The sequence below is a fragment of the Candidatus Berkiella cookevillensis genome, from assembly GCF_001431315.2.
In the GTDB taxonomy this organism is placed as follows: Bacteria; Pseudomonadota; Gammaproteobacteria; order Berkiellales; family Berkiellaceae; genus Berkiella_A; species Berkiella_A cookevillensis.
This window is the reverse complement of record NZ_LKHV02000001.1, coordinates 2,096,956-2,121,008: the sequence shown is the minus strand read 5'-3', so window position 1 is coordinate 2,121,008 and position 24,053 is coordinate 2,096,956. Positions and strand designations below refer to the sequence as shown.

General features: G+C 37.7%; 16 protein-coding genes. 9 read left to right on the top strand and 7 right to left on the bottom strand.

Features of this window, described 5'->3' with window-relative positions:
* Positions 1-31: 31 nt before the first annotated feature.
* On the bottom strand, positions 32-760 hold the full coding sequence (locus CC99x_RS08950) for a class II aldolase/adducin family protein (RefSeq protein WP_057625093.1): 729 nt from the start codon (positions 758-760) through the stop codon (positions 32-34).
* A 485-nt stretch (positions 761-1,245) separates the two neighbouring features.
* On the opposite strand from CC99x_RS08950, the gene CC99x_RS08945 reads away from it, so the two are divergent.
* Together CC99x_RS08945 and CC99x_RS08940 are read left to right on the top strand one after the other, a co-directional pair.
* A complete protein-coding gene (locus CC99x_RS08945) occupies positions 1,246-2,262 on the top strand; it encodes a hypothetical protein (RefSeq protein WP_057625094.1) in 1,017 nt (338 codons plus the stop codon).
* Positions 2,263-2,518: 256 nt separating this feature from the next.
* On the top strand, positions 2,519-4,441 hold the full coding sequence (locus tag CC99x_RS08940; RefSeq protein ID WP_057625095.1) for a hypothetical protein: 1,923 nt from the start codon (positions 2,519-2,521) through the stop codon (positions 4,439-4,441).
* A gap of 39 nt (positions 4,442-4,480) precedes the next feature.
* On the opposite strand, the gene CC99x_RS08935 is transcribed toward CC99x_RS08940, so the two are convergent.
* The 4 genes from CC99x_RS08935 to gatC all read right to left on the bottom strand — a co-directional run bounded on the left by CC99x_RS08935 (position 4,481) and on the right by gatC (position 8,753).
* Positions 4,481-5,377, bottom strand: coding sequence for a hypothetical protein (locus tag CC99x_RS08935; RefSeq protein WP_057625096.1), 897 nt, complete (start codon positions 5,375-5,377; stop codon positions 4,481-4,483).
* A gap of 89 nt (positions 5,378-5,466) precedes the next feature.
* On the bottom strand, positions 5,467-6,903 hold the full coding sequence (gene gatB / locus CC99x_RS08930; RefSeq protein WP_057625097.1) for an Asp-tRNA(Asn)/Glu-tRNA(Gln) amidotransferase subunit GatB: 1,437 nt from the start codon (positions 6,901-6,903) through the stop codon (positions 5,467-5,469).
* Between the two features lie 15 nt (positions 6,904-6,918).
* Entirely contained in the window at positions 6,919-8,373 is a 1,455-nt protein-coding gene (gene gatA, locus CC99x_RS08925; protein ID WP_057625098.1) for an Asp-tRNA(Asn)/Glu-tRNA(Gln) amidotransferase subunit GatA, read from the bottom strand.
* Positions 8,374-8,456: 83 nt separating this feature from the next.
* Positions 8,457-8,753 (bottom strand): Asp-tRNA(Asn)/Glu-tRNA(Gln) amidotransferase subunit GatC, encoded by a 297-nt coding sequence (gatC, locus tag CC99x_RS08920; protein ID WP_057625099.1) that lies wholly within the window; start codon positions 8,751-8,753, stop codon positions 8,457-8,459.
* A gap of 247 nt (positions 8,754-9,000) precedes the next feature.
* Between gatC and CC99x_RS08915 the strand changes: the two genes are divergently transcribed.
* From CC99x_RS08915 to pmbA, 6 genes are all read left to right on the top strand, one after another.
* On the top strand, positions 9,001-10,068 hold the full coding sequence (locus CC99x_RS08915) for a rod shape-determining protein (protein ID WP_057625100.1): 1,068 nt from the start codon (positions 9,001-9,003) through the stop codon (positions 10,066-10,068).
* Positions 10,069-10,409: 341 nt separating this feature from the next.
* Positions 10,410-11,879: a ribonuclease G gene (rng, locus tag CC99x_RS08910; RefSeq protein ID WP_057625101.1), complete on the top strand. Its 1,470-nt coding sequence runs from the start codon at positions 10,410-10,412 to the stop codon at positions 11,877-11,879.
* 125 nt (positions 11,880-12,004) lie between these two features.
* Complete coding sequence (locus CC99x_RS08905; RefSeq protein ID WP_158003226.1) at positions 12,005-15,862, top strand: YhdP family protein; 3,858 nt, start codon at positions 12,005-12,007, stop codon at positions 15,860-15,862.
* Between the two features lie 3 nt (positions 15,863-15,865).
* Positions 15,866-16,708 (top strand): nitrilase-related carbon-nitrogen hydrolase, encoded by an 843-nt coding sequence (locus CC99x_RS08900; protein ID WP_057625103.1) that lies wholly within the window; start codon positions 15,866-15,868, stop codon positions 16,706-16,708.
* 16 nt (positions 16,709-16,724) lie between these two features.
* Positions 16,725-18,173 carry a metalloprotease TldD gene (tldD, locus tag CC99x_RS08895; protein ID WP_057625104.1) on the top strand — a complete coding sequence of 483 codons (1,449 nt, stop codon included), beginning with the start codon at positions 16,725-16,727 and terminating at the stop codon, positions 18,171-18,173.
* Between the two features lie 281 nt (positions 18,174-18,454).
* The gene (gene pmbA / locus CC99x_RS08890; protein ID WP_057625105.1) at positions 18,455-19,810 is read left to right on the top strand and encodes a metalloprotease PmbA; all 1,356 of its coding nucleotides are present in this window, start codon (positions 18,455-18,457) and stop codon (positions 19,808-19,810) included.
* An 85-nt stretch (positions 19,811-19,895) separates the two neighbouring features.
* On the opposite strand, the gene CC99x_RS08885 is transcribed toward pmbA, so the two are convergent.
* The gene (locus CC99x_RS08885) at positions 19,896-20,114 is read right to left on the bottom strand and encodes a hypothetical protein (RefSeq protein WP_057625106.1); all 219 of its coding nucleotides are present in this window, start codon (positions 20,112-20,114) and stop codon (positions 19,896-19,898) included.
* Between the two features lie 254 nt (positions 20,115-20,368).
* On the opposite strand from CC99x_RS08885, the gene CC99x_RS08880 reads away from it, so the two are divergent.
* Positions 20,369-22,042: a hypothetical protein gene (locus tag CC99x_RS08880; RefSeq protein WP_057625107.1), complete on the top strand. Its 1,674-nt coding sequence runs from the start codon at positions 20,369-20,371 to the stop codon at positions 22,040-22,042.
* Positions 22,043-22,064: 22 nt separating this feature from the next.
* On the opposite strand, the gene CC99x_RS08875 is transcribed toward CC99x_RS08880, so the two are convergent.
* Positions 22,065-23,822, bottom strand: coding sequence for a DUF948 domain-containing protein (locus CC99x_RS08875; protein WP_259596663.1), 1,758 nt, complete (start codon positions 23,820-23,822; stop codon positions 22,065-22,067).
* Positions 23,823-24,053: the final 231 nt, after the last annotated feature.

Below are 24,053 nucleotides of genomic sequence, written 5' to 3'. Positions count from 1 at the left end.
AGGAAGTGCTTATATAAAAAAACGGTGATGGCTATTTCTTAGCATCTCTGAGGCGCTTAACTAAGGCATGCCACTCAAGTGCACCGTTTACCCTATAGTCATCACCATGTTGCCTGGCAGTTTTTTCACATATTTCAGGTGGTGGAACAATGAGTTTTGCACCTGTTGCCATGGCTTGAAGTTGTGCCTGTGCGGCTCTTTCTAGAAAGTGCATTAATCCAAAAGCTTCACCAATGGTTCGTCCAACTGTAATTAAGCCATGGTTTCTTAAGATCATGGCTTTATGATGTGCTAAGTCTTTGACCAGCCTGTCTTGATCTTTCACATCACAGAGTAAACCATTAAAATCGTGGTAGCCGATTCTATTGTAAAATCGACATGCATGTTGAGTGATAGGGAGTAGTCCACATTCAAGCGTAGAAAGCGCCATGCCTGCCACTGTATGCATGTGCATGACGCAAGTGACTTCAGGTCGTGCTCTATGAATAGCACTATGAATGACATAGCCTGTTTTATTTAAAAATGCGAAAGGTTCTGCTTCTTTGACATTTCCATCATAATCAATTTTCACTAAATTGTCAGGCGTAATCTGCTCAAACAGCCAATTATAAGGATTGATCAGCAGCGTGCCTTCTTCATGTTGAATGCGCGAAGAAATATGCGTATAGATTAAGTCAGTCCATCCAAATTGGTCGACAATGTGATAGCAATCTGCCAGATCTACTCTTGCTTTTTGCTCATGTTCTGAGCGCTGAACCATAATCAAACTCCATGTTTATTATTTTAATGAAATCCTGCATATCATTATTATAGTCATATATTTTCTTCAAAAGACGATATAGTCATCATACATGGGTAATAATTTAAATGAAGCCCATAAGGTAGTTTTATGGTGACTAATATTTTTAAAGTGTTTTTAATATCAGTAATTATTTTTTGCTGGGGTTGTGCTGAGCCTTCTATGGAATACATGACTTATGGGCATCAGCAAGACTATATACGGCAAACAACCTATGGCCCATATTATACAATCAATCGATATAGTTATTCATCTTATCCATTAATATCGCCTTATTATTATCATAATAGTCCCTATGCGCGGCATCCGAGTACTTATAATAATTGTTTACAGACTAATCGCTTATATTGGTACTGCTATTAGAATTCAGGACAGCCAGATTAAGTTGCTTCACCCAAAATTTTTGCGCTAGAATTCCTTTCAGTAATAGGGATATTTTTTAAGTTATGACTTTAGCTCGCTCAGAACAAATTGATTTGAATGCAACGCCGTATTATCACGTCATGAACCGATGTGTGCGTCGCAGCTTTTTGTGTGGTTTTGATGAGCTAACCCAGAAAGATTATTCTCACCGTAAAGCGTGGATTGTCAATCGATTAAAATATCTAACAGATATCTTTGCCATCAAAATCTGTGCCTATGCCATTATGAGCAATCATTATCATGTGGTTTTATATGTCGAAGATAAAGTAGCTGAGAATTGGTCAGAAGCAGAAATCATCCGTCGTTGGGCATCTATCTTTCCTAAAGATGCCGAAGAAAATAAGCATCTAAAACAGAAAATTCAACTTTGGAAAGAGCGCTTAACGAGTATTAGCTGGTTTATGCGCTGCTTAAATGAACGAATAGCACGCGATGTAAACGAGGAAGATGATACCGCAGGACGATTTTGGGAAGGACGCTTTAAATCTCAAGCCTTATTGGATGAAGGGGCACTTTTAAGTGCGATGGTTTATGTTGATTTAAATCCTGTTAGAGCTGGGATTACAGAAACGCCTGAAGAATCAGAGTTTACTTCCATCTATGAGCGTATCCAGCATATTTCTAAGCAATTAAAAATCAATAAGCCAAAATCCATTAAACAGCTTAAGCGCGAAAAAGCAGAGGTATATAACAATCTTGCACAACCCAAGTTCTTAGTGCCTTTTGCAAACATTTCAACGAATCATTCACATGCCATTGATTTTAAACTTGTCGATTATTTAGAACTTGTTGATTACACAGGGCGAATGATTCGCGATGATAAAGAAGCAGGTTCTATTCCTGAGCATCTTGCTCCTATCTTGACCAGGTTGCACTTTGAACCTCAAAACTGGGTATCTTTAGTCAAAAATTTAAGTAAAAGCTTCTCTCATGCAGTAGGCAGCGAAATTTTACTACTTAATTTTGGCAAAGAGAGAAGGAAAGCTTTAAAAGGCATTACTCAAGCAAAGAAATTATATTCAAGTACACACGCCGCTTAATTCAATATTCCATCTGTCTTAATTATACATATATCCAGTCATACCTTCACTCGAAGCTTTTTGGGGTAACAACAGATACGATCTAATTCACAGCTTATAGCTTGAGGATTACTACGCTCTAATATTTTTTTCAAGGATATATTATGGCTGTCCTAAATATATTTGTAGTAATAATGTTGCATACAAAAACAGTTAGCATGTGGTCTATGATTTTTCTACATGGATCGCTATCCTCAATCTTATTAGGTGATGTGTTATGAAGGTGTTTATTAACAGCAGCTCATTGCTTCGTAATTTAGTTTCTCGCTTAGGTCCTCGTGCTACTGATCAACCTCAAAGATTATGGTCGCAAACTAAAAGGAATTCGGTACACTTTGTTGATTCTGAAGGTCGTACTAAACCATATGGAATTCCTGTGCAGATAGCAGAAGGAAATTTACCTAAAAGAATAGCTTTTTTTGGTGGTGTTTCTGGATGTATTGCTGCTATTGAGCGATTTTTCAATAGTCCTATTTATATAGAAAATGGAACAAAATTAATAGTATATGTTGATGCTAATTGGAAATCAGCAATTCCTAAAACTTTGGATCAACCATGGGGACAAGAAGTAGGCAGCTTAATACCTGCAAATAGAAAGATGATCAAAAAAATGTTTCCTCAGTTAACAGATTCTGATCGGTTACAAATTAGTGAAATGGGTCAAATGCAAGATCAAATTCTGCGTGAACAAGGATTTCTAATTGCTAGTAAATCGAAAAATATCGAAATAATCCAAGGGAATCATTTTGATCAAGCAAAATGCTCAGTACAGTATAGCGAAGCTGTTGACGATCAATATACTCCAATGTTAAGAATTCAGAGTGGAAATTCTTTTAAAGAAATTCCTCTTGATGGTACTTTAGTTATTAATAATGCTTCTGTCTATGGGAAATTAACGACTGGAAATCATGATTTAACAGATGCGTCTGGTGATAAATTGGATTTCAAACAAGGAACAAGCCTATTTGGAACTGGCGCAATTGAACAGATTGGTGAAAATATTGTTGGCGTTGGATTAGGATTAACTTACTTATGGGCAGCATCAAAGTTAAAGCAAAATGGTGTCAATTTGATCGGATTATATGATAAAAATTTTGATTCGCCCAAGTCTGTATCTGAATTAGTTGAGGCAAATGAAGCAAATAATTGGATCAAAGAGTTGCCTGAGGATACTCTAAATAGCCTTGAGGTCTATGCGATACAAGACTGTATTTTCAAAAAAAATATAGATGGTGAATATGAGGTAACATTACCAACAGGAGAAGTAAAAAATGTTGGTAATGATTTATACGATCTAACGGGTTATATTCCAGCTATTGAATTAACGCAAGATTTGCCTGATGAAGTTGTGTACCGACCAGTAGAAGCGGGGGTATTTGCATTTCCACACGATATGCTGCGCAATGAAGTTAATACTATACTTAACGATGCTGGAAATTTGTCAGAAAAAGAAAAGAATCAATTTCTAGAATTAATTAGAATGGTAGAACAATCGCATGAATTAAGAGAGAGACTAAAACCAACTAACACAACGCTCAATTTTTCTCAGTTTAAAGATATTCAGGATAGGATGGCAAAAAATCATGCCGATATTAAGAAATTTGTAAAGAAATGCGGTGGTTCTGTTTTGGCGATATTTAATCGTTATGAGACGGATTTTGATAGGTCTATATTTATGGAACATGTGCCCAAAGGTTCTGCACCTTATACTTATGCACTTGCATCACATCAATTCGGACATATCCCCAATCTAAGTTTATTTGAGTCTCATCTGATTAGAAGTTCTCATCTTTTTGAGGTGGTGTGTAATGAATTTAAAGAGTTGACTGATTTAGACTTAACAGTTGAACTTTATGATAAATATATAGAAAAATTACAAGAGCGTGTGGTTTATCAAAAAAGCTCAATAGAGAACGTAGGATTAGCTCAACGTGTAGACGCATTTAAGACAGCAGTTTTAGAAGTGTATCCGGATATATTAAAAAATAAATTAGATGAGTTCTGTCAATTGCAAGGAAGCTATTTTAAAAACAGTGAAAAATTTCTCCTTGCTTCTCATGAAGATGATATCCTTCATCGTACTTTTGTATGCGATGATAATGGTTTATTTACTAGTAGATCTTCCAAACCATCTATCTAGAAATGATAGATGGTTTGATGTTTCTATCTTTTAATTTTTTTATCCAAGTCGTTGAGAATCTCTCTCAACCAATTCATCTACTGTCGTTGTTTCCAAATCTTCGTCTGGTAAATCATAAAATCGCTGCGTAACAGGGTGGCGTTTAAATGATAAAAAACTTGGCTGATGTCGCAGTGCATTGATGCGTACGATAAAATCTTCATAAGGTTCAGCAGTGTGGGATGAGCATGTTTGCATAATTTTATGTACGGTATTTGGAATATAGTAATTCTGAACAGGAACACCACCTTGTCCCCAAAAGCCTTGATAGCTATATTGTGACCAAAAAGATAAATGTTCAGGATTGTTAATGCAAAGTTTATATTGATCTAATAAGGTTTGTTTACGTGCCACAAGTATCTCATGATTGCAAAAATTTAATTCTGCTATCATTTTGCTGAAATCTTTTAGATCCTCCACATGAAAATCAGCACAGTGAAGATATTGAGCAAGAAGTGAAAAATACGCACGGCATAGATTATTTTCTATGACTGAACTATTCTTATAGAGCCTCAAGGTCATTGCCCTAATGGGAGCTAAGTTCTCTTCACCAATTGCTTCTACAATATCTGCTTTAAGATTATAAGCAGAATCTAGCATCCATTGTTGTATATAATGACTCAGGGTATATAACCAATAGTCTTTTATATGATGTTCAATATGCCAAGTAAGGCTTTGAAGATGATTTTGAATATGTTTCGGAATGTAAAGAGATGCGTCTGTTGATTTTGTGCATAAATTATCAAAGTAGCGATACAATTCTGACAATTTAGGATTTCGATTAGTAGGGTTTAATATAACGCCTACATTACTACTACAATGCATGAGCAAGAGTCGACGTGGGATTTGATCGTCTTCAGAATCGTTATCGTCTGCATGGGCGTTAAACGTTAGCATGGGTACAACTTATGCAATGACGGAAAAAATTAGTTATTCCGTCATTGCGAGCTCTAGTAAAGTAAAGCTCTTTAATATTTATCAATTAACTACTTCAGCTTCTCTTTCAATAAATCATTGACTTGTTGAGGATTAGCTTTGCCTTTTGTCGCTTTCATAATCATCCCTACAAAAAAGCCAAATACTTTATCTTTGCCTTGTTTGTATTGCTCTACCTGTTCAGGATTAGCGGCGATGATTTCATTGACGATCTTTTCGATTTCAGAGCTGTCTGTGAGCTGTTTTAGGCCTTTGCTTTCAATAATATTGTCAACGGTGCCTTCTTTATTCCACAGTGCTTCAAAAATTGTTTTAGCAATTTTTCCTGAAATCGTATTATCAATGATACGATTTAAAAGCTGCGCTAAATCAAGATGTGTAACAGGGCTTTGAGCGATGCTAAGATTCTCTTTGTTGAGAAGTGCCATCAGATCACCCATGACCCAGTTTGCAGCCAATTTAGCTTCTGGTTTGATTAAGTGCTTCACAACGCTTTCAAAATAATCTGCAACTTCTCGATTTGCGGTGAGTACAGAAGCATCATAGTTGCTTAATTGAAACTCAGTTTCAAATCGCTTGCAGCGTTGTTCTGGTAGTTCTGGCATTTCTTTTTGTACAGTTTGTATAAAAACATCATCCAAAACGACAGGCAATAAATCAGGATCTGGGAAGTAACGATAATCGTTGGCTTCTTCTTTTTCGCGCATCAGGCGTGTTTCTTGCTTAACTGGATCGTAAAGTCTGGTTTGCTGAGAAACTGTTTGTCCACTTTCTAATAATTGAATTTGACGTTGCACTTCGTAGCGAATGGCTTGATCTACAAAGCGAAATGAATTGATATTTTTCATTTCTGTACGCGTGCCAAGCTTTGTCTCACCCAAGGGGCGAACAGAAACGTTTGCATCGCATCGGAAAGAGCCTTCTTGCATGTTTCCATCACAAATATTTAAATAACGGACAAGCGAGTGCAAGGTTTTTAAATAAGCGACAGCTTCTTCAGGCGAACGCATATCAGGTTCAGAGACGATCTCTAACAGAGCTGTTCCTGCACGGTTTAAATCGATCCCAGAAAGATTAAGAAAATCTTCATGTAATGATTTTCCTGCGTCTTCTTCTAAATGTGCGCGTGTGATACCAATGCGCTTTGTTTTGTCATCTTCCATTTGCACATCAAGATAACCGCTATGAACGATGGGGAGTTCATATTGGCTTATCTGATAGCCTTTGGGGAGATCAGGATAAAAATAATTTTTACGAGCAAAGACAGAACGTTGTGCAATCGTGCAACCTGTCGCTAAGCCAAAGCGAACAGCCATTTTAACAACTTCTTTATTTAATACAGGTAATATACCTGGCATGCCTAAATCAATGGCACAAGCTTGAGTATTAGGAGCTTGACCAAATTGTGTGGATGCACCAGAGAAAATTTTTGATTTTGTGCTTAATTGAGCGTGAACTTCAAGTCCAATAACGGTTTCCCATTGCATTTCGCAAGACTCCTCTTAGGTGCAAGATTCAGGGATTTGGCTGTGCCAATCTGTTTGTTGTTGATACTGATGTCCAAAATTTAATAGCAACCCTTCAGTGAAGTGATTACCAATTAATTGTAGACCAACAGGCATTTGCTTCACAAAGCCACAAGGAATGCTCATGCCGGGCAAACCTGCTAGATTGGTTGCAATGGTGTAAATGTCTGACAAATACATCTCGACAGGATCATTTACTTTTTCTCCAATTCGAAAGGCAACAGAAGGTGCTGTTGGGCCTGCAATGATATCGACTTCTTGGAAAGCTTTTTTAAATTCATTGGCAATTAATTGGCGTACTTTTTGCGCTTTTAGATAATAGGCATCATAGTAACCTGCAGAGAGTGCATAAGTGCCAATCATAATACGACGCTTCACTTCGCTACCGAAGCCTTCAGAACGTGTACGCTTATAGAGATCTTCTAAATTGATCGGATTTTCACAACGATATCCAAAACGAACACCATCATAGCGCGATAAATTTGAAGAGCATTCAGCAGAAGCGACAATGTAATAAACAGAGACAGATAAGGGGCTAGAGGGCAAAGAAATCTCTTTTACTTTAACGCCCATTTTCTCGTAGGCTTTGATAGCATCTTGAACAGATTGTTCAACGGCTTTATCAAGACCTTGTTCGAAATATTCTTTGGGTAGGCCAATGGTTTTACCCTTTAAAGAGTCGTTCAAGGTTGCAGTGTAATCAGGCACAGGCTGATCCACACAGGTAGAATCTTTTTCATCAAAACCTGCCATTGCGTTTAAAACCATTGCAGCATCTTCAGCGGTTTGGGTCATGGGACCGCCTTGATCTAAGCTAGAAGCAAAGGCAATCATACCAAAACGAGAAACACGGCCATAGGTAGGTTTTATGCCTGTAATGCCACACAGCGCAGCGGGTTGACGTATTGAGCCACCGGTATCTGTGCCAGTTGCAGCAGGCACTAAACGAGCTGCAACGGCAGCAGCAGAGCCACCTGAACTTCCACCTGGAACCGTTGTAGTATCCCATGGATTCTTAACGGGACCATAAAAACTGGTTTCATTTGAAGAACCCATTGCAAATTCATCCATGTTGGTTTTACCCAACATCACCATGCCTTGTGTGTTCAGTTGTTGAACAACGGTTGCATCGTAGGGCGCTAAGAAATTATCAAGCATTTTTGAGCCACAGGATGTTTTAATATCTTGTGTGCAGAAAATGTCTTTATGTGCCATTGGTAAGCCAGTCAATAATTTTGCTTGACCGGCTGCGCGTTGTTGATCGGCTAATTTTGCACGAGCAATAGCAGCATCTTCACATACGGTAATAAAACTATTGTATTGAGGATCTAGTTTTTGAATACGCTTTAGCAAATGTTGCGTGAGTTCTAGGCTAGAAAATTTTTTCTCACTTAAGCCTTTTGCAAGCTGAGCTAAGGTTAAAGTGTGCATGCTTTTTTCCTTAAGGGGTACTGTACTCTCAGGTCTTCGAATGTTTGTTCATCTAACTTCGAATGGGATGTGAGTATATTGGGTTAATCTTCAATTACTTTGGGCACGAGATAAACGCCGGCTTCCGTCGAAGGGGCTATTGCTTGGAATCTTTCACGTTGATTGCTCTCAGTGACTTCATCTGGGCGTAAACGTTGTGTTAAAGATTCTAAAGGATGTGCCATAGGGGTTAGATTATCTGTGTTTGCATTATTTATTTTCTCTGCTAACTCAAGAATATTAGAAAGATTTCTGGCATATTCTGGAATCTCTTTTTCTGAAACAGATAGTCTGGCGAGGTGCGCTATTTTTTCAACATCGGCTTTATTAATCGTAGTCATAACAATACTCAATATTATTTTGTAAAGTCCTTTGGTAAGGTTGCTAATGTACCATAGCTTAGGGTTGTAGCCAAAGCCATGAACTACACCTATAATAGTCCTTACGACTGAATTTTAGGTGTCTACCTATGCTCAAATGTTTCCGCAAAATAAGCCATGTCCAAGCATAGTAGGCTTAGATTATTTGTGGTGGCATTATGGTTTTTGGTATTGGAACTTTACTACCCTCCCATTTTAGGATGAGTTCATGATTAAAGCATTACGTGGTTGGTTCGCAAATGATATTTCGATTGATTTAGGATGTGCGAATACGTTGATTTACGTTTGTGGGCAAGGCATTGTGCTCAATGAACCTTCCATCGTGGCCATTCGCTACACAGAGGACAATAGCGCATATGATATTGTTGCTGTGGGGGATGATGCCAAAAAAATGCTGGGACGAACACCTGAAAATATGGAAACAGTTCGCCCTTTTTATAATGGTCGTATCGTAGATTGGCCACTGGCAGAAAAAATGCTTAAGCATTTTTTGGAGAAGATGATCAATGCAGCTTGGATAAAGCCTCGTTCGCGTATTGTCGTGTGTGTACCTGGTGATACATCGGCAGAAGAAAGACGGACAATCAAAGACACCATCAAAAGTGTGACGCGTGTTAAAGAAGTTTATTTGGTTGAAGCGCCGATTGCTGCGGCAATGGGGGCAGGGCTTCCTATTCATGAAGCAACCGCTTCGATGCTGATTGATATTGGGGGAAGTACAACAGATATTACAGTAATGTCGCTGAATGGTATTGTCTTAAGTACATCACTTAAGGTGGGTAGTGATCATTTTCACTATAGCATCATTGATTACTTCAAAAGAAATTATCAATGCTTGGTGGGAGAGGCGACCGCAGAACAAATCAAAATTGAAATGGGTACTGCTTTTCCGCTTGAGGAAGTTACTGAGTTATCCGTCAGAGGCCGTCACATGGGGCACGGCATTCCTGTGAGTTTTGTTGTGAACAGTAATGAAATTATTGAAGCACTCGAACCTGTTCTTTCTCTTATTATACATGGCATTCATTCTGTCTTAGAAAAAACACCACCTGAATTAGCGGCAGATATTTCTAAAGTTGGTATGGATCTAGTCGGTGGCGGTTCTTTGCTGCGCAACATAGACTTGTATATTAAAGAAGAATTGGGTATTTCGGCTAAACTAGCTAAAGATCCACTTACTTGTGTTGCAAGAGGTGCTGCAATGATCTTAGAAAAATCTCTGCAAAAATCAAAAAAAGTGTCTGTTGCTACTCAAGAGCAAGTTGAGAATGCTTAAATATAGTCTTCGCACATAAGCTTTCGGGGGTGTTGTCTTCGCCCTCTCGCAATCCTCATGTACTTTATGTACACTCCGGTTGCTCGAGGCTTGACGCCTACCGGAAAACTCATGTGCTGTGACTATAGAAGCCATCTCAAGCGCCATTTTTTGTTGATTCTTCATGTCAGAGCCTTTTCTGCTGCTCTTTCTTTTGCATCAAACTATGTGACTCAAAAAGTTTGCACCTTGTCTCACTATAAGTAAGCTGTCCCATAGACTCTCTTCTATAGACCTGCGCTCTATGATGCTATAATGAAATAATTTTTTACAAATATTGAAAGCATATGAGCAACGGAACTTTGTCAGAAGAAATACTTATAAACATCAATCATAGGGAAACCCGAGTTGCTATCGTAGAAAATGGTGTTCTTCAAGAACTCTTAGTCGAGCGCTTTAGTCGGGTAGGCTTGGTTGGTAACATATATAAAGGCAAAGTGGTACGTGTTTTGCCAGGTATGCAAGCAGCCTTTGTCGATATTGGTCTTGAAAAAGCTGCTTTTTTACACCTCAATGATATCCTCAATGTTTCCAATGATTATTTAAGCCAAGTTGAATTTCATGAACATACTGAAAGTATTACAGAAATACTCAAAGATGGTCAGGAAATTGCGGTGCAAGTGATCAAAGATCCGCTTGGAACAAAGGGTGCTCGATTAACCACTCGCATTGCTTTACCTTCTCGATTTCTAGTTTTCATGCCAGACTTGTCAAAAGTAGGTGTTTCACAGCGTATTGAAGACTTAGAAGAAAAAGAGCGGTTGAGACATATTGTTGAATCTATTTCAGATCATAAAGGTGGTTACATTGTGAGAACCGCTGCCGAAGGAGTTGCAGAGGAAGAGATTAGAAAAAACATGGAATATCTCAGTAAACAATGGCAAACCATTCAGCAGGGCATTAAACAATCCAGTTGTGGACAAATTATTTATGACGATCTCCCCTTGTATTTGCGATCACTGAGAGATTTTTGTTCTCATAGAACTGAAAAAGTCAAAATTGATGAGCGTGAAACCTTTGATAAGGCAATAGAATTCATAGAAAAATTCATGCCCACGATGAGAGACAGAGTAGAATTTTACCAAACAGAACGGCCTTTATTTGATTTGTATGGTATCGAAGATGAAATTCAAAAAGCATTGCAAAGAAAAGTCCAACTAAAATCAGGTGGGCATTTGGTTTTTGATCAAACAGAAGCAATGACAACCATTGATGTGAATACGGGTGGGTTTGTTGGGCATCGGAATTTAGAAGAAACCATTTTTAAGACAAATTTAGAGGCGGCAACCACAATTGCGCGACAATTAAGATTGCGTAATTTGGGCGGTATTATCATTATCGATTTCATCGATATGCAGGCAGAAGATCATAAACAACAAGTTATTTCTGCTCTTGAAAAAGCTTTATCCAATGATCACACAAAATATACCATCTCTGAAGTTTCTAGTTTAGGATTGGTTGAAATGACGCGTAAGCGCACACGTGAAAGCTTAGAGCATGTACTGTGTGAGCCTTGCCCTGTGTGTAATAGTAGAGGATCGGTCAAAACAGCAGAGACTATTTGTTACGAAATTATTCGAGAAATTTTAAGGGCAGAAAGAGCTTATAATCCTAAAAGTTATCTTGTGTTAGCGTCTCAATCTGTTGTGGATAAGTTATTAGACGAAGAATCAACCAGTCTAGCGCATTTAGAAGAAATATTAAATAAATCCATTCGTTTCCAAGTAGAATCCCTTTATCAACAAGAGCAATTTGATGTGGTGCTCATGTAATGAAGATATACCCAAAGCATACGAATCCTCGGTGTTGTTGGCTTCGCTCACTCACCCCAGTTATGCACAAAGTGTGCACTCCTGGGGCTTCGTTCTCTTGCCGCCTAACCGAGAAATCATCTGCTTTGGGTATAATAGCAAGAAGAATAATAAAATTCTCTTATAAAATATGTGCAAGCGGTGTCATTATACTTGCTGCGTCTTATGGTGCGGTTTATTTGGGGGTTCAGCATCCTAAAACTCAATATTATATTCAGGATAGGCTCAATCAACAGTTACCTGTATCGGTGCATTTTGATGCCCTTAATTTTAAATGGCATGGTATATATCCTGGCTTTTCTGCGAGAAATGTTCAAATATCCCGCTTAGAAAAACCATTCAATACACCTGCAGATTTAGAGATAAGTGAGGTACATGGTTATTTTAATCTTCCATTATTTTTTTGGAAGAATAAATCATTTATCAATGAACTCAGTTTGGTTGGAACGCAGTTAAGCTTAGAAACAGATGATTTTATTAAATATCATGTGAAAGATTTGCCTCAATTTGATTTTTCTTTCGATGAGAAGAAAGCGGGTAGCTGGATTAAACATTTTCGTTTACAAAACAGCGATGTGATAGTCAAACACCCAAAGCAAAATTATGTGTTTACACAAACGGATATTCTGCTTTCACTTGATCAAACAGAATCCGTTTTAGGGCATGCGACCTATATTTCTGAAAGGCCTTGTTTCCTCAATTTTAGACATTATACAAGCGCCAAAAATAATGAGCATCATTGGACTATAAGTGCATTTGGTAGTTTAGACAGCGTAAATGATATTATTGCCGCCCACAATCCTGAATTAAAAGACAAAATTAATGTTGCGGGAGATGTGCATGCGATTGCAAAGATAACTCAAACACCAGCGCGTACTGATCTCTATGTGCAGACAAATGTTAAATCTTTTGCCGCATCTTATAACGAAAAAATCCTAAGCAGTCCAGTATTAGAAGCAACGCTCGTTGGGCAAAAAACGGCAACCGGTTGGAATCTTGCAACCAAAGCTTTGCATGTTGAAAATGTAAAATTAAATGATCAGCCTATTTCAAGTTTAGAAGAAGTAGAGTTGGTTGTTGATTATCAAAAGCAGTCTGAACAAGATGCAATATGGCATGTTCAAGCAAGTCATTTGCCAGTTGTGCTTATTAAAGAAGCTAAAAATTTTTATCATGATACTTTTCCAGATTTTGATTTAACAACGGGTATTATTAACTACTTAGATTTAAAGCTTCAGTCTCAACGAGATGCTTGGAAATTACTAAAATGTAATGCTGATGTTGAACAGCTCAGCGCTCGTTATCTCGACGATATAAATATTGCGCATCTAAGCGGTTTAGTTACTTTCGAAGAAAATAAAGGGAGAATGAGTCTCAATAGCAAAGATGTGCATTTTTCAAAGAATAAATGGTTTGGTCAAGATCTTGTTTTTGATAGCATTGATGGATTGCTGTTCGTTGAAAATAAAGAGAATAAAACAATACTGTCAAGCAAGCAATTGAATTTGGCAATAGATAAGACAGATATAAATGCTAAGTTTGAACTTGCGATACCATATTCAGCAGAAAATAAAAATCAATCCTCATCTATTTTAGATTTGGTAGTGGATTTTGAAAATTTACCTGTTGCTTCAGTCAAGGATTATTTACCCACTAAAGTTTTACATACTGAGCTGAATGAATGGTTATCGCACAGCTTACAGAGCGGTACTGTTCAACAAGGCGCTGTTGTCTTTCGCGGTGCCTTACATGATTTTCCTTTTGACAAGGCAGAGGGTATTTTTCAAGTGAATGCACACCTTGTAAATATGGGATTCAAATTCTCACCAGATTGGCCGCAGCTTGATAGTGATAGCATTGATGTCGTATTTCGTAATCGTGCATTTTATGCGCAAGCAGGTACATCCATGTTAATGGAAGTTCCTATTCAGAAAGTAGAGGCAGTCATTCCTGATTTGACAGCGCATCCTGCTGTTTTGCGCACGCAGTTATCTGCTAGAAGCCAGCTACCCAAAGGCGTTGATGTCATTAACCATTCTCCTTTAAAAGAAAAGGTTGGTAGTACCTTAAATGCTTTTGATCTCAAAGGAGATATGGCTTTAAATCTAGATTTGATCATACCACTGAGCAAAGAAAAAATTCATTCCGAGAAAGAGGGGATCAAAGTAAAAGGCACCGTTGATACGCAAGATGCAGAACTTAGTTTTCAGCAGCAGAATATTACTGTTAAAAAGTTACGTGGGCAAACAGCTTTTACTGAAAACACAATTTCAGCTAAACATTTGGTAGGAGACCTTTGGGGGCTTCCTTCAGAATTTAGTTTAAATTCAGAATTAAAAGAAGACTCAATTACGCACATACATGCAAAAGGTTTGGTTGATGTTAGCAAAGTGCTCAGTGCAGATGATATCTTCAGAAAAGATATCAGCGGTGTGACTGAATACTCAGCTGATTTTCATGTCAATGGTTTTAATGAAGAACAATCGGGGAATTTTGTTATTTATTCTGATTTAAAAGGGGTAGAACTTGCTTTACCTGCACCGTTTGAAAAGAAGAAAGACGATAAATTTAAGATTGAAATTCAAGGTATTTTACAGCCTGATAAAATAAATCATTATATGATTCAATCCCCCTCTTATCATCTGGCCTTAAGTTACAATACAGAAAAAGCAGAGCAAAAAGAGTGGTTAGGTGGTCATTTGTATTGCGGTACTGAAGCGCTTGCGAAATTAAGACAAGATAAAAAATTTCTTATCAATGGTAGCATTGATCATTTAGATGCAAAAAAAGTATTTGATAAAATAGATGCTTCTCAATTAAAACAAAGCAAATCATCTTCTCTTGTTTCACCTATTGTCGACCTGACGGTACAAGCACTGGATGTATTAGGTTTGCCGATAAAAGATGCAAAAATAGAAGCACAATATGATCAAGCATTAGATAATTTTCAATTTTATATCCAATCAGAAGAGGTTACAGGTTTTATAACCGTTCCAAATGAAGATTCAGCACGCACCATCGTTGTTGATTTGGAAAAAGTAATTATTCCTGAGACTTTTGTTGCCACAATGGTTGAGGATGTGGATACCAAGACTACAGACATAGAGAAAAATCCATTACTTAAAAAGCCACTTGAAATTAGAATTAAACATTTAAATTATAAAACTAAAATTTTCAAATCAATCCATGCGCAACTTGAACCGACAACCTATGGTTACCATATCAAAAATTTTGACCTGAATTTAATGAATTCTGTTGTGCAATCTTCGGGCTACTGGCATTACTTGTCTGGAAGTAGTCAAGTTGATATCACTGGCACAATGAATACTAACAATATTAGCACTCTAATGAATGCATTAGGAATGAAGGGGACGCTGAAAAAAGCTAAAGGTAATATTGATTTTGCCCTGAGTTGGGAAGGATATCCTTTCGATGTAAAACTGCCCTCATTAAGTGGCGAAATAAAGTTTAATTTGCGAGATGGCGTTATCCAAGGACTGAATCCAGGATTTGGTAGAATTTTAAGTTTGTTAAATATTGATAATATTCGTCGTCGACTCAATTTAGACTTTAGTGATGTTACCAAAGAAGGTATGACCTTTGATTCGCTCTCAGGTAGCATTCATATGTTAGAAGGTATTGTGCACTCTGATAGGGTGTTATTAGAGTCGGCTTCCGTTAAAATTGAGACAACGCTGAGAACCAGTGTTAAAGATCAATATTTAAATGGGCATTTAAATGTTATGCCTAATTTGACTGGCAGCCTACCGATTGCCGCAGCTATTGCCGCGGGAAATCCTGCAGTAGGTGCTGCTGTTTGGGTCATGGATAAATTGTTTGGGAAACAAATCCAAGAAATCAACCGTTATGAGTATCGATTAATGGGTACTTGGGAAAATCCAAAAATTGAAGAAATGAATGTTAATAAATCTGTGAGGCGTTAGTCTGTGCAAAAAAATCATTCGAATGACTGCATTATCGCATTGATTCAGGTTGCAAGCATTGCAAGTGTAGAACAACAACTTGAACGAGTAGAGTATTATCTGGCTAAAGCGCAGCAAGCAAAAGCACAATTGGTTGTATTGCCTGAAGAGTTTTTGACTTTGCACCTAAGTCCAGTAGAGAAATTAAGTCTGCAAGAAACTTTTGAAAAAGGGCCGCTCCAACAAAAAATCAAACAGCTGGCTCAAAAGTATAAATTGTGGATTGTAGCGGGTACTTTGCCTATCAAAAGTGAAAACAAAGAGAGATTTTATTCTTCTTGTCTTGTTTTTAATCCTGAAGGTGAGATTAAAGCACGTTACGATAAAATTCATTTATTTGATGTGGAAATTGAGGGTGGTAAAGAGACTTATTTAGAATCTGCTTATGTTGTCCCTGGTAACAATATTGTTACATTGAAGCTTCCTTTTGCGCATATAGGTTTAGCGATTTGCTATGATTTGCGCTTCCCTGAATTATTTCGCGCAATGGTTAATCATGGTACAGATATTTTTATTTTGCCATCTGCCTTTACCATTCGAACAGGTGAAAAACATTGGGAAACCTTGATTAAAGCAAGAGCAATTGAAAATTTGAGTTTCTTTTTGGCTTGTAATCATGTTGGGCTTAGAAAAAATGGTGAGGGCACCTACGGGCATTCTATGGTCATTGATCCTTGGGGAGAGAAAATTGATGGCTTGATACAGAGTGAGGGAATGGTGGTTGCTAGCCTTGATCTTAAGTCACTGAGACAGTTACGTCAGAAATTTCCTGCGCTCAGTCATCAGCAGAAATTTATTAGCATTTAAATTAGGATAAGTATTTATGAACACCTCATTACAACAAGCAAAAAAAGGCCTATTAGAGCCTGCCGGTTTAACAGAAACAGATCTTGAACATGTTTTAGGCACAGTGCTGGGTAGAGAAGTAGAATATGCTGACTTATATTTTCAAAGTGCGCACCATGAATCTTTTTCATTAGAAGATGGTATTGTGAAAGAAGGAAGCCATAGCATTGATCATGGCGTCGGTGTTCGTGCCATCAGTGGTGATCAAACAGGTTTTGCCTACTCAGATGATATTATTTTGCCGGCTTTAACTCAAGCCGCACAAGCTTCTTGTATGATTGCTAAAAGAGGTAAGGGTAGCAGTGTTCAGGTTTGGCAGAGAAACGATCGGCTGTCGCCGTTGTACGTACCAACCGATCCCATTTCATCTATTACGGTAGATGAAAAGGTCGCTTTGTTGCGTAAATTAGATAGCTATGTGAGAGCCAAAGATTCACGCGTTAGCCAGGTCATGGTGAGTTTAAGTGGTGTTTTTGAAACCATTTTAGTTGTCGCTAGCGATGGCACCTTAGCCGCCGATATTCGACCTTTGGTGCGATTAAATGTTTCAGTGGTTGTAACGGCAAATGATCGCCGTGAAACAGGTAGCTATGGTGGTGGGCAGCGCTCTGGTTATGAATATTTTCTCGAAGAGGATAGAGCTTTTGGTTATGCCGATGAAGCATTGCGCCAAGCACTGGTGAATTTGGATGCGGACGATGCACCAGCGGGTACAATGCCCGTCGTTTTAGGCCCTGGCTGGCCAGGCGTATTGTTGCATGAGGCTGTGGGGCATGGCTTAGAAGGTGATTTTAATCGCAAGGAAAGCTCTACTTTTAGTAATCGCATTGGAGAGCTTGTTGCCTCTCCGCTTTGTACCATTGTAGATGATGGTACTTTGCTGAATCGTCGTGGTTCTTTGACCATTGATGATGAAGGCACACCTACGCAAAGAACGGTTTTGATTGAGAATGGCATTCTCAAAGGCTATATGCAAGATAAGCTCAATGCGAAATTGATGAAGCAAGCACCTACTGGCAATGGCAGAAGAGAATCTTTTGGGCATGTCACAATGCCACGTATGACCAATACCTTTATGTTACCTGGCAAGCATACACCGGAAGAAATTATTGCTTCTGTAGAGAAAGGCTTGTATGCCGTAAGCTTTAGTGGTGGTTCTGTCGATATCACCTCTGGTAAGTTTGTGTTCTCTGCAAATGAAGCTTATTTGATTGAAAATGGCAAAATCACCAGACCTGTTAAAGGGGCTACTTTGATTGGGGATGGGCCTGAAGTGATGTCGCGTATTTCCATGGTTGGAAATGATCTTAAATTAGATTCGGGTATTGGGACTTGTGGTAAAGAAGGGCAGAGTGTTCCTGTTGGGGTTGGTCAGCCTACCTTGAAGGTAAATGACATGACGGTTGGCGGTACAAAGCGATCTTAGTATAACGTTCTACTGTTAATAGAAACTCCGATTCGCAAAGCGAATAAGATCCCACTTTGTAAAGGGGGATGGTGCGTAGCACCAGGGGGATTTATGCCACAAATTAATGTCAAAACAGCTAAATCCCTCTTGCGCTATGCGCTTTCTCCCTTTACAAAAGTGAGAAAATTGATTCGCTGCGCTCATCGGGAATTCTATGAAAAACTAATATTACAGTGCACTTAATAATTTAAAATAGATTACTTCGTTGTAATTCAATATATTTAAAAACAGGAAACACTATGACAGCATCATTACCTAGCAAATTATCAGAACTTGTAGATGAGAAAAAATATCAGAAAATTGTTGCTGATATGCTTGCCATTGCGAAACAAAAGGGGGCAGAACAAACGGAAGTTGCAGCTTTTTTTCAGCAAGGTTTATCTATTAATGTAAGGCAACAGAAGGTAGAAACTTTAGAGTTTAACCGTGATAAAGCCGTTGGAATAACGGTTTATATTGATCAAAGAAAAGGCTCTGTGAGTACGACAGATATTTCACAAGCATCTATCGAGTCAGCTGTGCAAAAAGCCATAGACTTAGCAAAATATACTGAAAAAGATGATTGTGCTGGTTTGGCAGAAAAAGAAGATTTAGCAAAGCACTATCCAGATTTAAAATTATATCATCCTTGGGATGTGAGTATTGAAGAATGTATAGAGCGGACAAAGGCGTGTGAGCAATCTGCTTTATCTTATGATGAGCGTATTAGCAACAGCGAAGGCGCAAGTTTTAGTTCTAATCAAGGTTACCATATTCATGCAAACTCAGATGGTTTTATGGGTTCTTACCCTACGAGTCGCCATAGCTTATCCTGTGTTGTGATTGCAAAGGGCAATGACAATATGGTGCGTGATTATGACTATACAATCTCCAGAAAAGCAGAAGGTTTGGAAGAGGCATCGCAGATTGGTAGAAATGCAGCAAAACGTACTGTTGATCGCATGAATGCACGTAAAATACCAACAGGGAAAGTGGCAGTAATCTATGATGCTCGTATGGCACAATCTTTGATTGGCTCATTTTTAAGTGCTATTTCAGGAGGCCCTTTATTTAGGAAAACATCCTTCTTACTAGATAGCATGGGCAAACAGATTTTTCCTTCTCATATCAATTTGGAAGAAAAACCACATTTATTAGAGGCATTGGGTAGTGCGCCTTATGATAGCAACGGTGTGGCAACACGAGATAAGTTTTTTCTAAAAGATGGCCGCGTTGAAAATTATGTATTAGGTGCATATTCTGCGCGAAAGCTGAAAATGAAAAATACAGGCAATGCCGGTGGCGTACATAACTTGCACATTAGCACGAGTGATCAAGATTTGGCTTCATTGTGCAAAGAAATGGGTACTGGCTTTCTCGTCACGGAATTGATGGGGCAAGGTGTCAATATGGTTACGGGTGATTATTCACGTGGTGCAAGTGGGTATTGGATTGAAAATGGCGAAATTCAATTTCCTGTCCATGAAGTAACGGTTGCAGCAAACTTAAAAGATGTCTTTAAGAATATTGTCAAAATTGGTAATGATATTGAAAGAAGAGGCAATATTCTCACAGGCTCTATGTTGATAGAAAGTATGATGGTGGCAGGTACTTAAATTAGAGACTGCTATAATATTTTTTATAAAACTAATGCTTAAGAGAAACTCTTAAGCATTAGTTTGAATGGCTGATGAAATAATTTTAAGACAGAATAAAATAGGAAATAAACATATAAATAAGGCTTACAACATTTGCATAAGGAATTGCAAGTGGTAAGCTGTAAGTCATTAAAAGGGATGCATATTCAGGAGAGAATGGCATGCTAAAAATGCTGGTTTGAATAACATTTGCAAAAGCAAAGGTTGCTAATAATGTAAGCTTAAGATAAATAATGACCGCTTTTTTATCAAGTTCTCTCATTTTCTCACCCCTAAATTTAATTTCACCTAGTGTACAAGTCAAAAGATAATTTACCAAGCAACAGGGACATTACTGGCTATAAACATGCGACAAGCTGAAAGCTAGCTTTGTGTGTAATTGCGCTTTTCTTTTCTTTGTAGCGTTTTATCGCGTTATTGCTCTCTTTTGTCATGCTTGAATGGCAAATAAAAATTCAGTTGTTATAATTCGCGACCGTTATATGCGTAAAGAATTGAGGCACTAGGTGATATAAAATGAAGATTGATATACGAAAAGAAGTTACTTTCAGATATTTGTTGCAAATAAAGAAATTTTTGCGGTCTAATCCAATTACTATATCAAGCAATAAACCATGCTATCAATCACTCATAAATATATTGTTTGAAATATCGAGTATGAATGACTCTTTTGAATCTAATATTAAATATGAAAAACAGTATACGAAATTACATGAGGCCATGGAAAAGGTTGCCAAATACGAATTAAAAAAAGAAAACAGAGAGTATACGTGTGAGCTAGATGCTTTGTTTATTCAATTTTTTGAAAATGATTCCCATGCACATGATTTTATTGCTAAGCAATTATTAGGAATCACTGCTACGCATAATAAAGAAAAAATCAAAGCTAAATTAGCAGAAAACACCACGAATCCCAATAAAAAAACACATGTTAAGCATCCTGATAATCCAGCGAATGCTTTTTTCAGTAGTATGTTGGGCTATAAATATCATCCTTTAAAAAGAAATAATGTACCCTATGTTGCTTTTGACGAAACACAACTACAACAAAATGCCAAATGTTTAAGAATAGGTGCTCAAACTCAAAAAAGTAGCACCGTTAACCCAGCCTTTGAAAGATATTTGCTAGCAAATGCAAGGCGAGATTCGCAGAAAATATTGAATGTTGATTTGGCGGAAAATGAAGATTTTGAATATGTTTATATTAATTTAATGAAGCGCGATCAAAAATCTCAAGATTCTAAGAAGTCAGGTCTTTCTAAAAAAATAGACAAGTTTGTGAGACATTCTGAAGGTAATCGAGCAAGTGCTTTAGAAGCACTCAATCAAAAGGAAGATCTGAAGACAGCTGTTATTACACTGCCTGCAGATAATGAATTTTTGATGCAGACTTTTAAGATGAGTAAAGGTTCTGCGCTTAATCTTGATAAGAATTGTAGTTTGAGTGGCTTGCTAGCTCAGATCAAACAAAGTATTCAAGATGACAGAAATGATTTTTATTTCTCAGCTAAAGTGAAAAAAATATTATTTGGTGATAAATGTAATAATGGGATAATCGAAAAATTATTTGCAAGCGCTGCGACTGATATTGTCAAAGATTTTGATAAGAATAAAATGAATGCAACTTTTGTTGGGGATGAAGAGAGAAATGCATTATTATTTCATTTTATCAAAGATAAATTAACAAATCATATTTTGAACACGCTTAAGCCCAAAGCTTATAATTTTACCTGTAAAGATGCGATCGACAGGGGCGCAATACATACTTTATGGTATCACTTTAATCTTTTTTATGAGAAAGGTATGCCGATGAGCGAATCAGAATTTTTAAAATATCTGGATGCGCCTGCTTTAATTGTTAAATATAGGCCTTTGAATCATAATAGAAATTTAATTTGGAATGCGCTTAAACATCGTGTTGAATCTGATGAAAACTTTAGAAAGAGCCATCCATGGGCCATTGCATGGCTGAATAGTAATGTGCCCGCGGATCAATCACCTGTCTCTTTGAAAGATGATTCTTTGGCATTCACGATGAAGAAAGAAACTGGATTAGATTTAAAATTGCAACGCAATCTATTGTTTGCATTGAAAAAGAACCAGCCTTTTTCTTTTAAAGGGGTGAAAAAATCTATTGCGATAGGGGTTCAAGCCTTGCATCAACAGCAACAGACTGTTCGCTGCTGTTAATGCGAAGACTAAACATGTGTTATTAGCCATCATCACTGCTGGAAGATAAGGATAATCTTCTAGCGCGAGGTGAGGACGCATTTAATTGCGATGAGTCGTCTAATTTGTCTGTATCTTCATCGTCAGAAGGTGTATTGACAGAAACACTAGGCGTTTTATCTTTTCTATTAAACATCCAGCCGACGGTTCGAGAAAATAGGCTGGGTGATTGATCAAGCACTTTCTCTCGAAGATCTTCGGTAGATATTTCATCTTTATGTTCCGCTCTTTGGCAATCGTCTTGGGCTTTCTCTTGCTCGCTTGTTTTTTGCAATAAATTGCTTTGATGTTCTGCTATAAGCACGCCATCCTTAGCTAATAGTTCTGCTTCGCTTTCAGGTGCATTTTTTAAGGCCTCATCCTCTTCTTCATCTGAGATCTCACTCTCAGAAGATTCTTCTTCTCCACCACCACCAAATATACTACCGATACCACGCACAATGGATGCGCCACCACTGTAAAGTGCATTCCCTGTGCCACGCACTGCTTTTGCTGTAAGCGTGGCTGGCATGGCAAGGGTGCTAACAGTATCTGTTGCGCCGTTTACATTTTCTCCAATTTGAATGAGCTTTTGAAGCATTTCATTAATTTTTTGAGTTATTTCTGGTACATGTTTTTGATCGATATTTGTGGCTACTTGATTTAGTGCCTTTGTTAAGATGCCAGTTTGTTCTAATAATCTAGGCACATGCACTTCATTGACGTCTTTACTTAAATTGGTGAGTGTTTCTACGATGGTTCCTGTCTGTTGTAAGAGCGCAGGCATATGTACTTCATCAACTTTTTTGCTGAGGTCAGCAACGGTCTTAACCACGATGCCGGTTTGTTCTAATAATCTAGGCACATGCACTTCATTGACGTCTTTACTTAAATTGGTGAGTGTTTCTACGATGGTTCCTGTCTGTTGTAAGAGCGCAGGCATATGTACTTCATCAACTTTTTTGCTGAGGTCAGCAACGGTCTTAACCACGATGCCGGTTTGTTCTAATAATCTAGGCACATGCACTTCATTAACAGTTTTACTCAAATCAGTGAGTGTTTGAACCATTGCACCCGTTTGTTTTAAGAGTTTTGGCATATGCGTTTCATCAATTTTCTGGCTGAGTGTAGTAATGGTTTGAACCATTGTTCCGGTTTGCTTTAATAACTTAGGGACATGCACTTCATTAACAGTTTTACTCAAATCAGTGAGTGTTTGAACCATTGTACCCGTTTGTTTTAAGAGTTTTGGCATATGGGTTTCATCTATGTTCGTAGCAACTCTGCTAACCGTTTTTACCAAATCATCCGTTTGATTCAATATTTTAGGTAGATGTTTTTTATTAACATCTTGAATAATGGCGTTTGTCTGCGCAATTGTCTTTTTTGCTTCTTCTGCCAAAGGCGTGACTTCATTGATTACTTTTGTGACCGAAGCACTGGCTTCTTTCAATAATTTATTGGCTTCTTCTAAGGTTTGCTTTGATTCATTGACGCGTGCATTTACACTTTCTACAGTTTGATCGATGTGAATAGATATATTTTTAATGTTGGTTAAAAGTTCTGTGATATAGCGAGCCCCTATAATTGTTAAGTAACTGCATGCGCCACTCAATGCAACAGCTACCAATGCAGGTAAGAGTGTAAAACTAGTATAAGTAGCAATGGTTACTGCGGAAATCGCCGCGATTAAGAGAGAATATTTGTTTTCAGGTTGTTTTAATTGTGCTTTGATGAAATTTGAGATCTGCGTTAATGTCATGCTTGCCTCTAAAGTATATGACCAGTCGTCTTCTGTAAATAGCCGCTCAGCATAACTAAGCTGTCTAAGTAAAGTCAAGTCTGAGAGTGAAAAATAGGATTAATTGATTTTTTGAGTAAAAAATCAAATGAACCCGATGAAGGGTATAAACAGAAGTCTGAGCGGTATAATTTGTTGTATCTACAAATATTGAGAAAAATAGTGAGTTTACACGGTATGAAAGATTAAAGA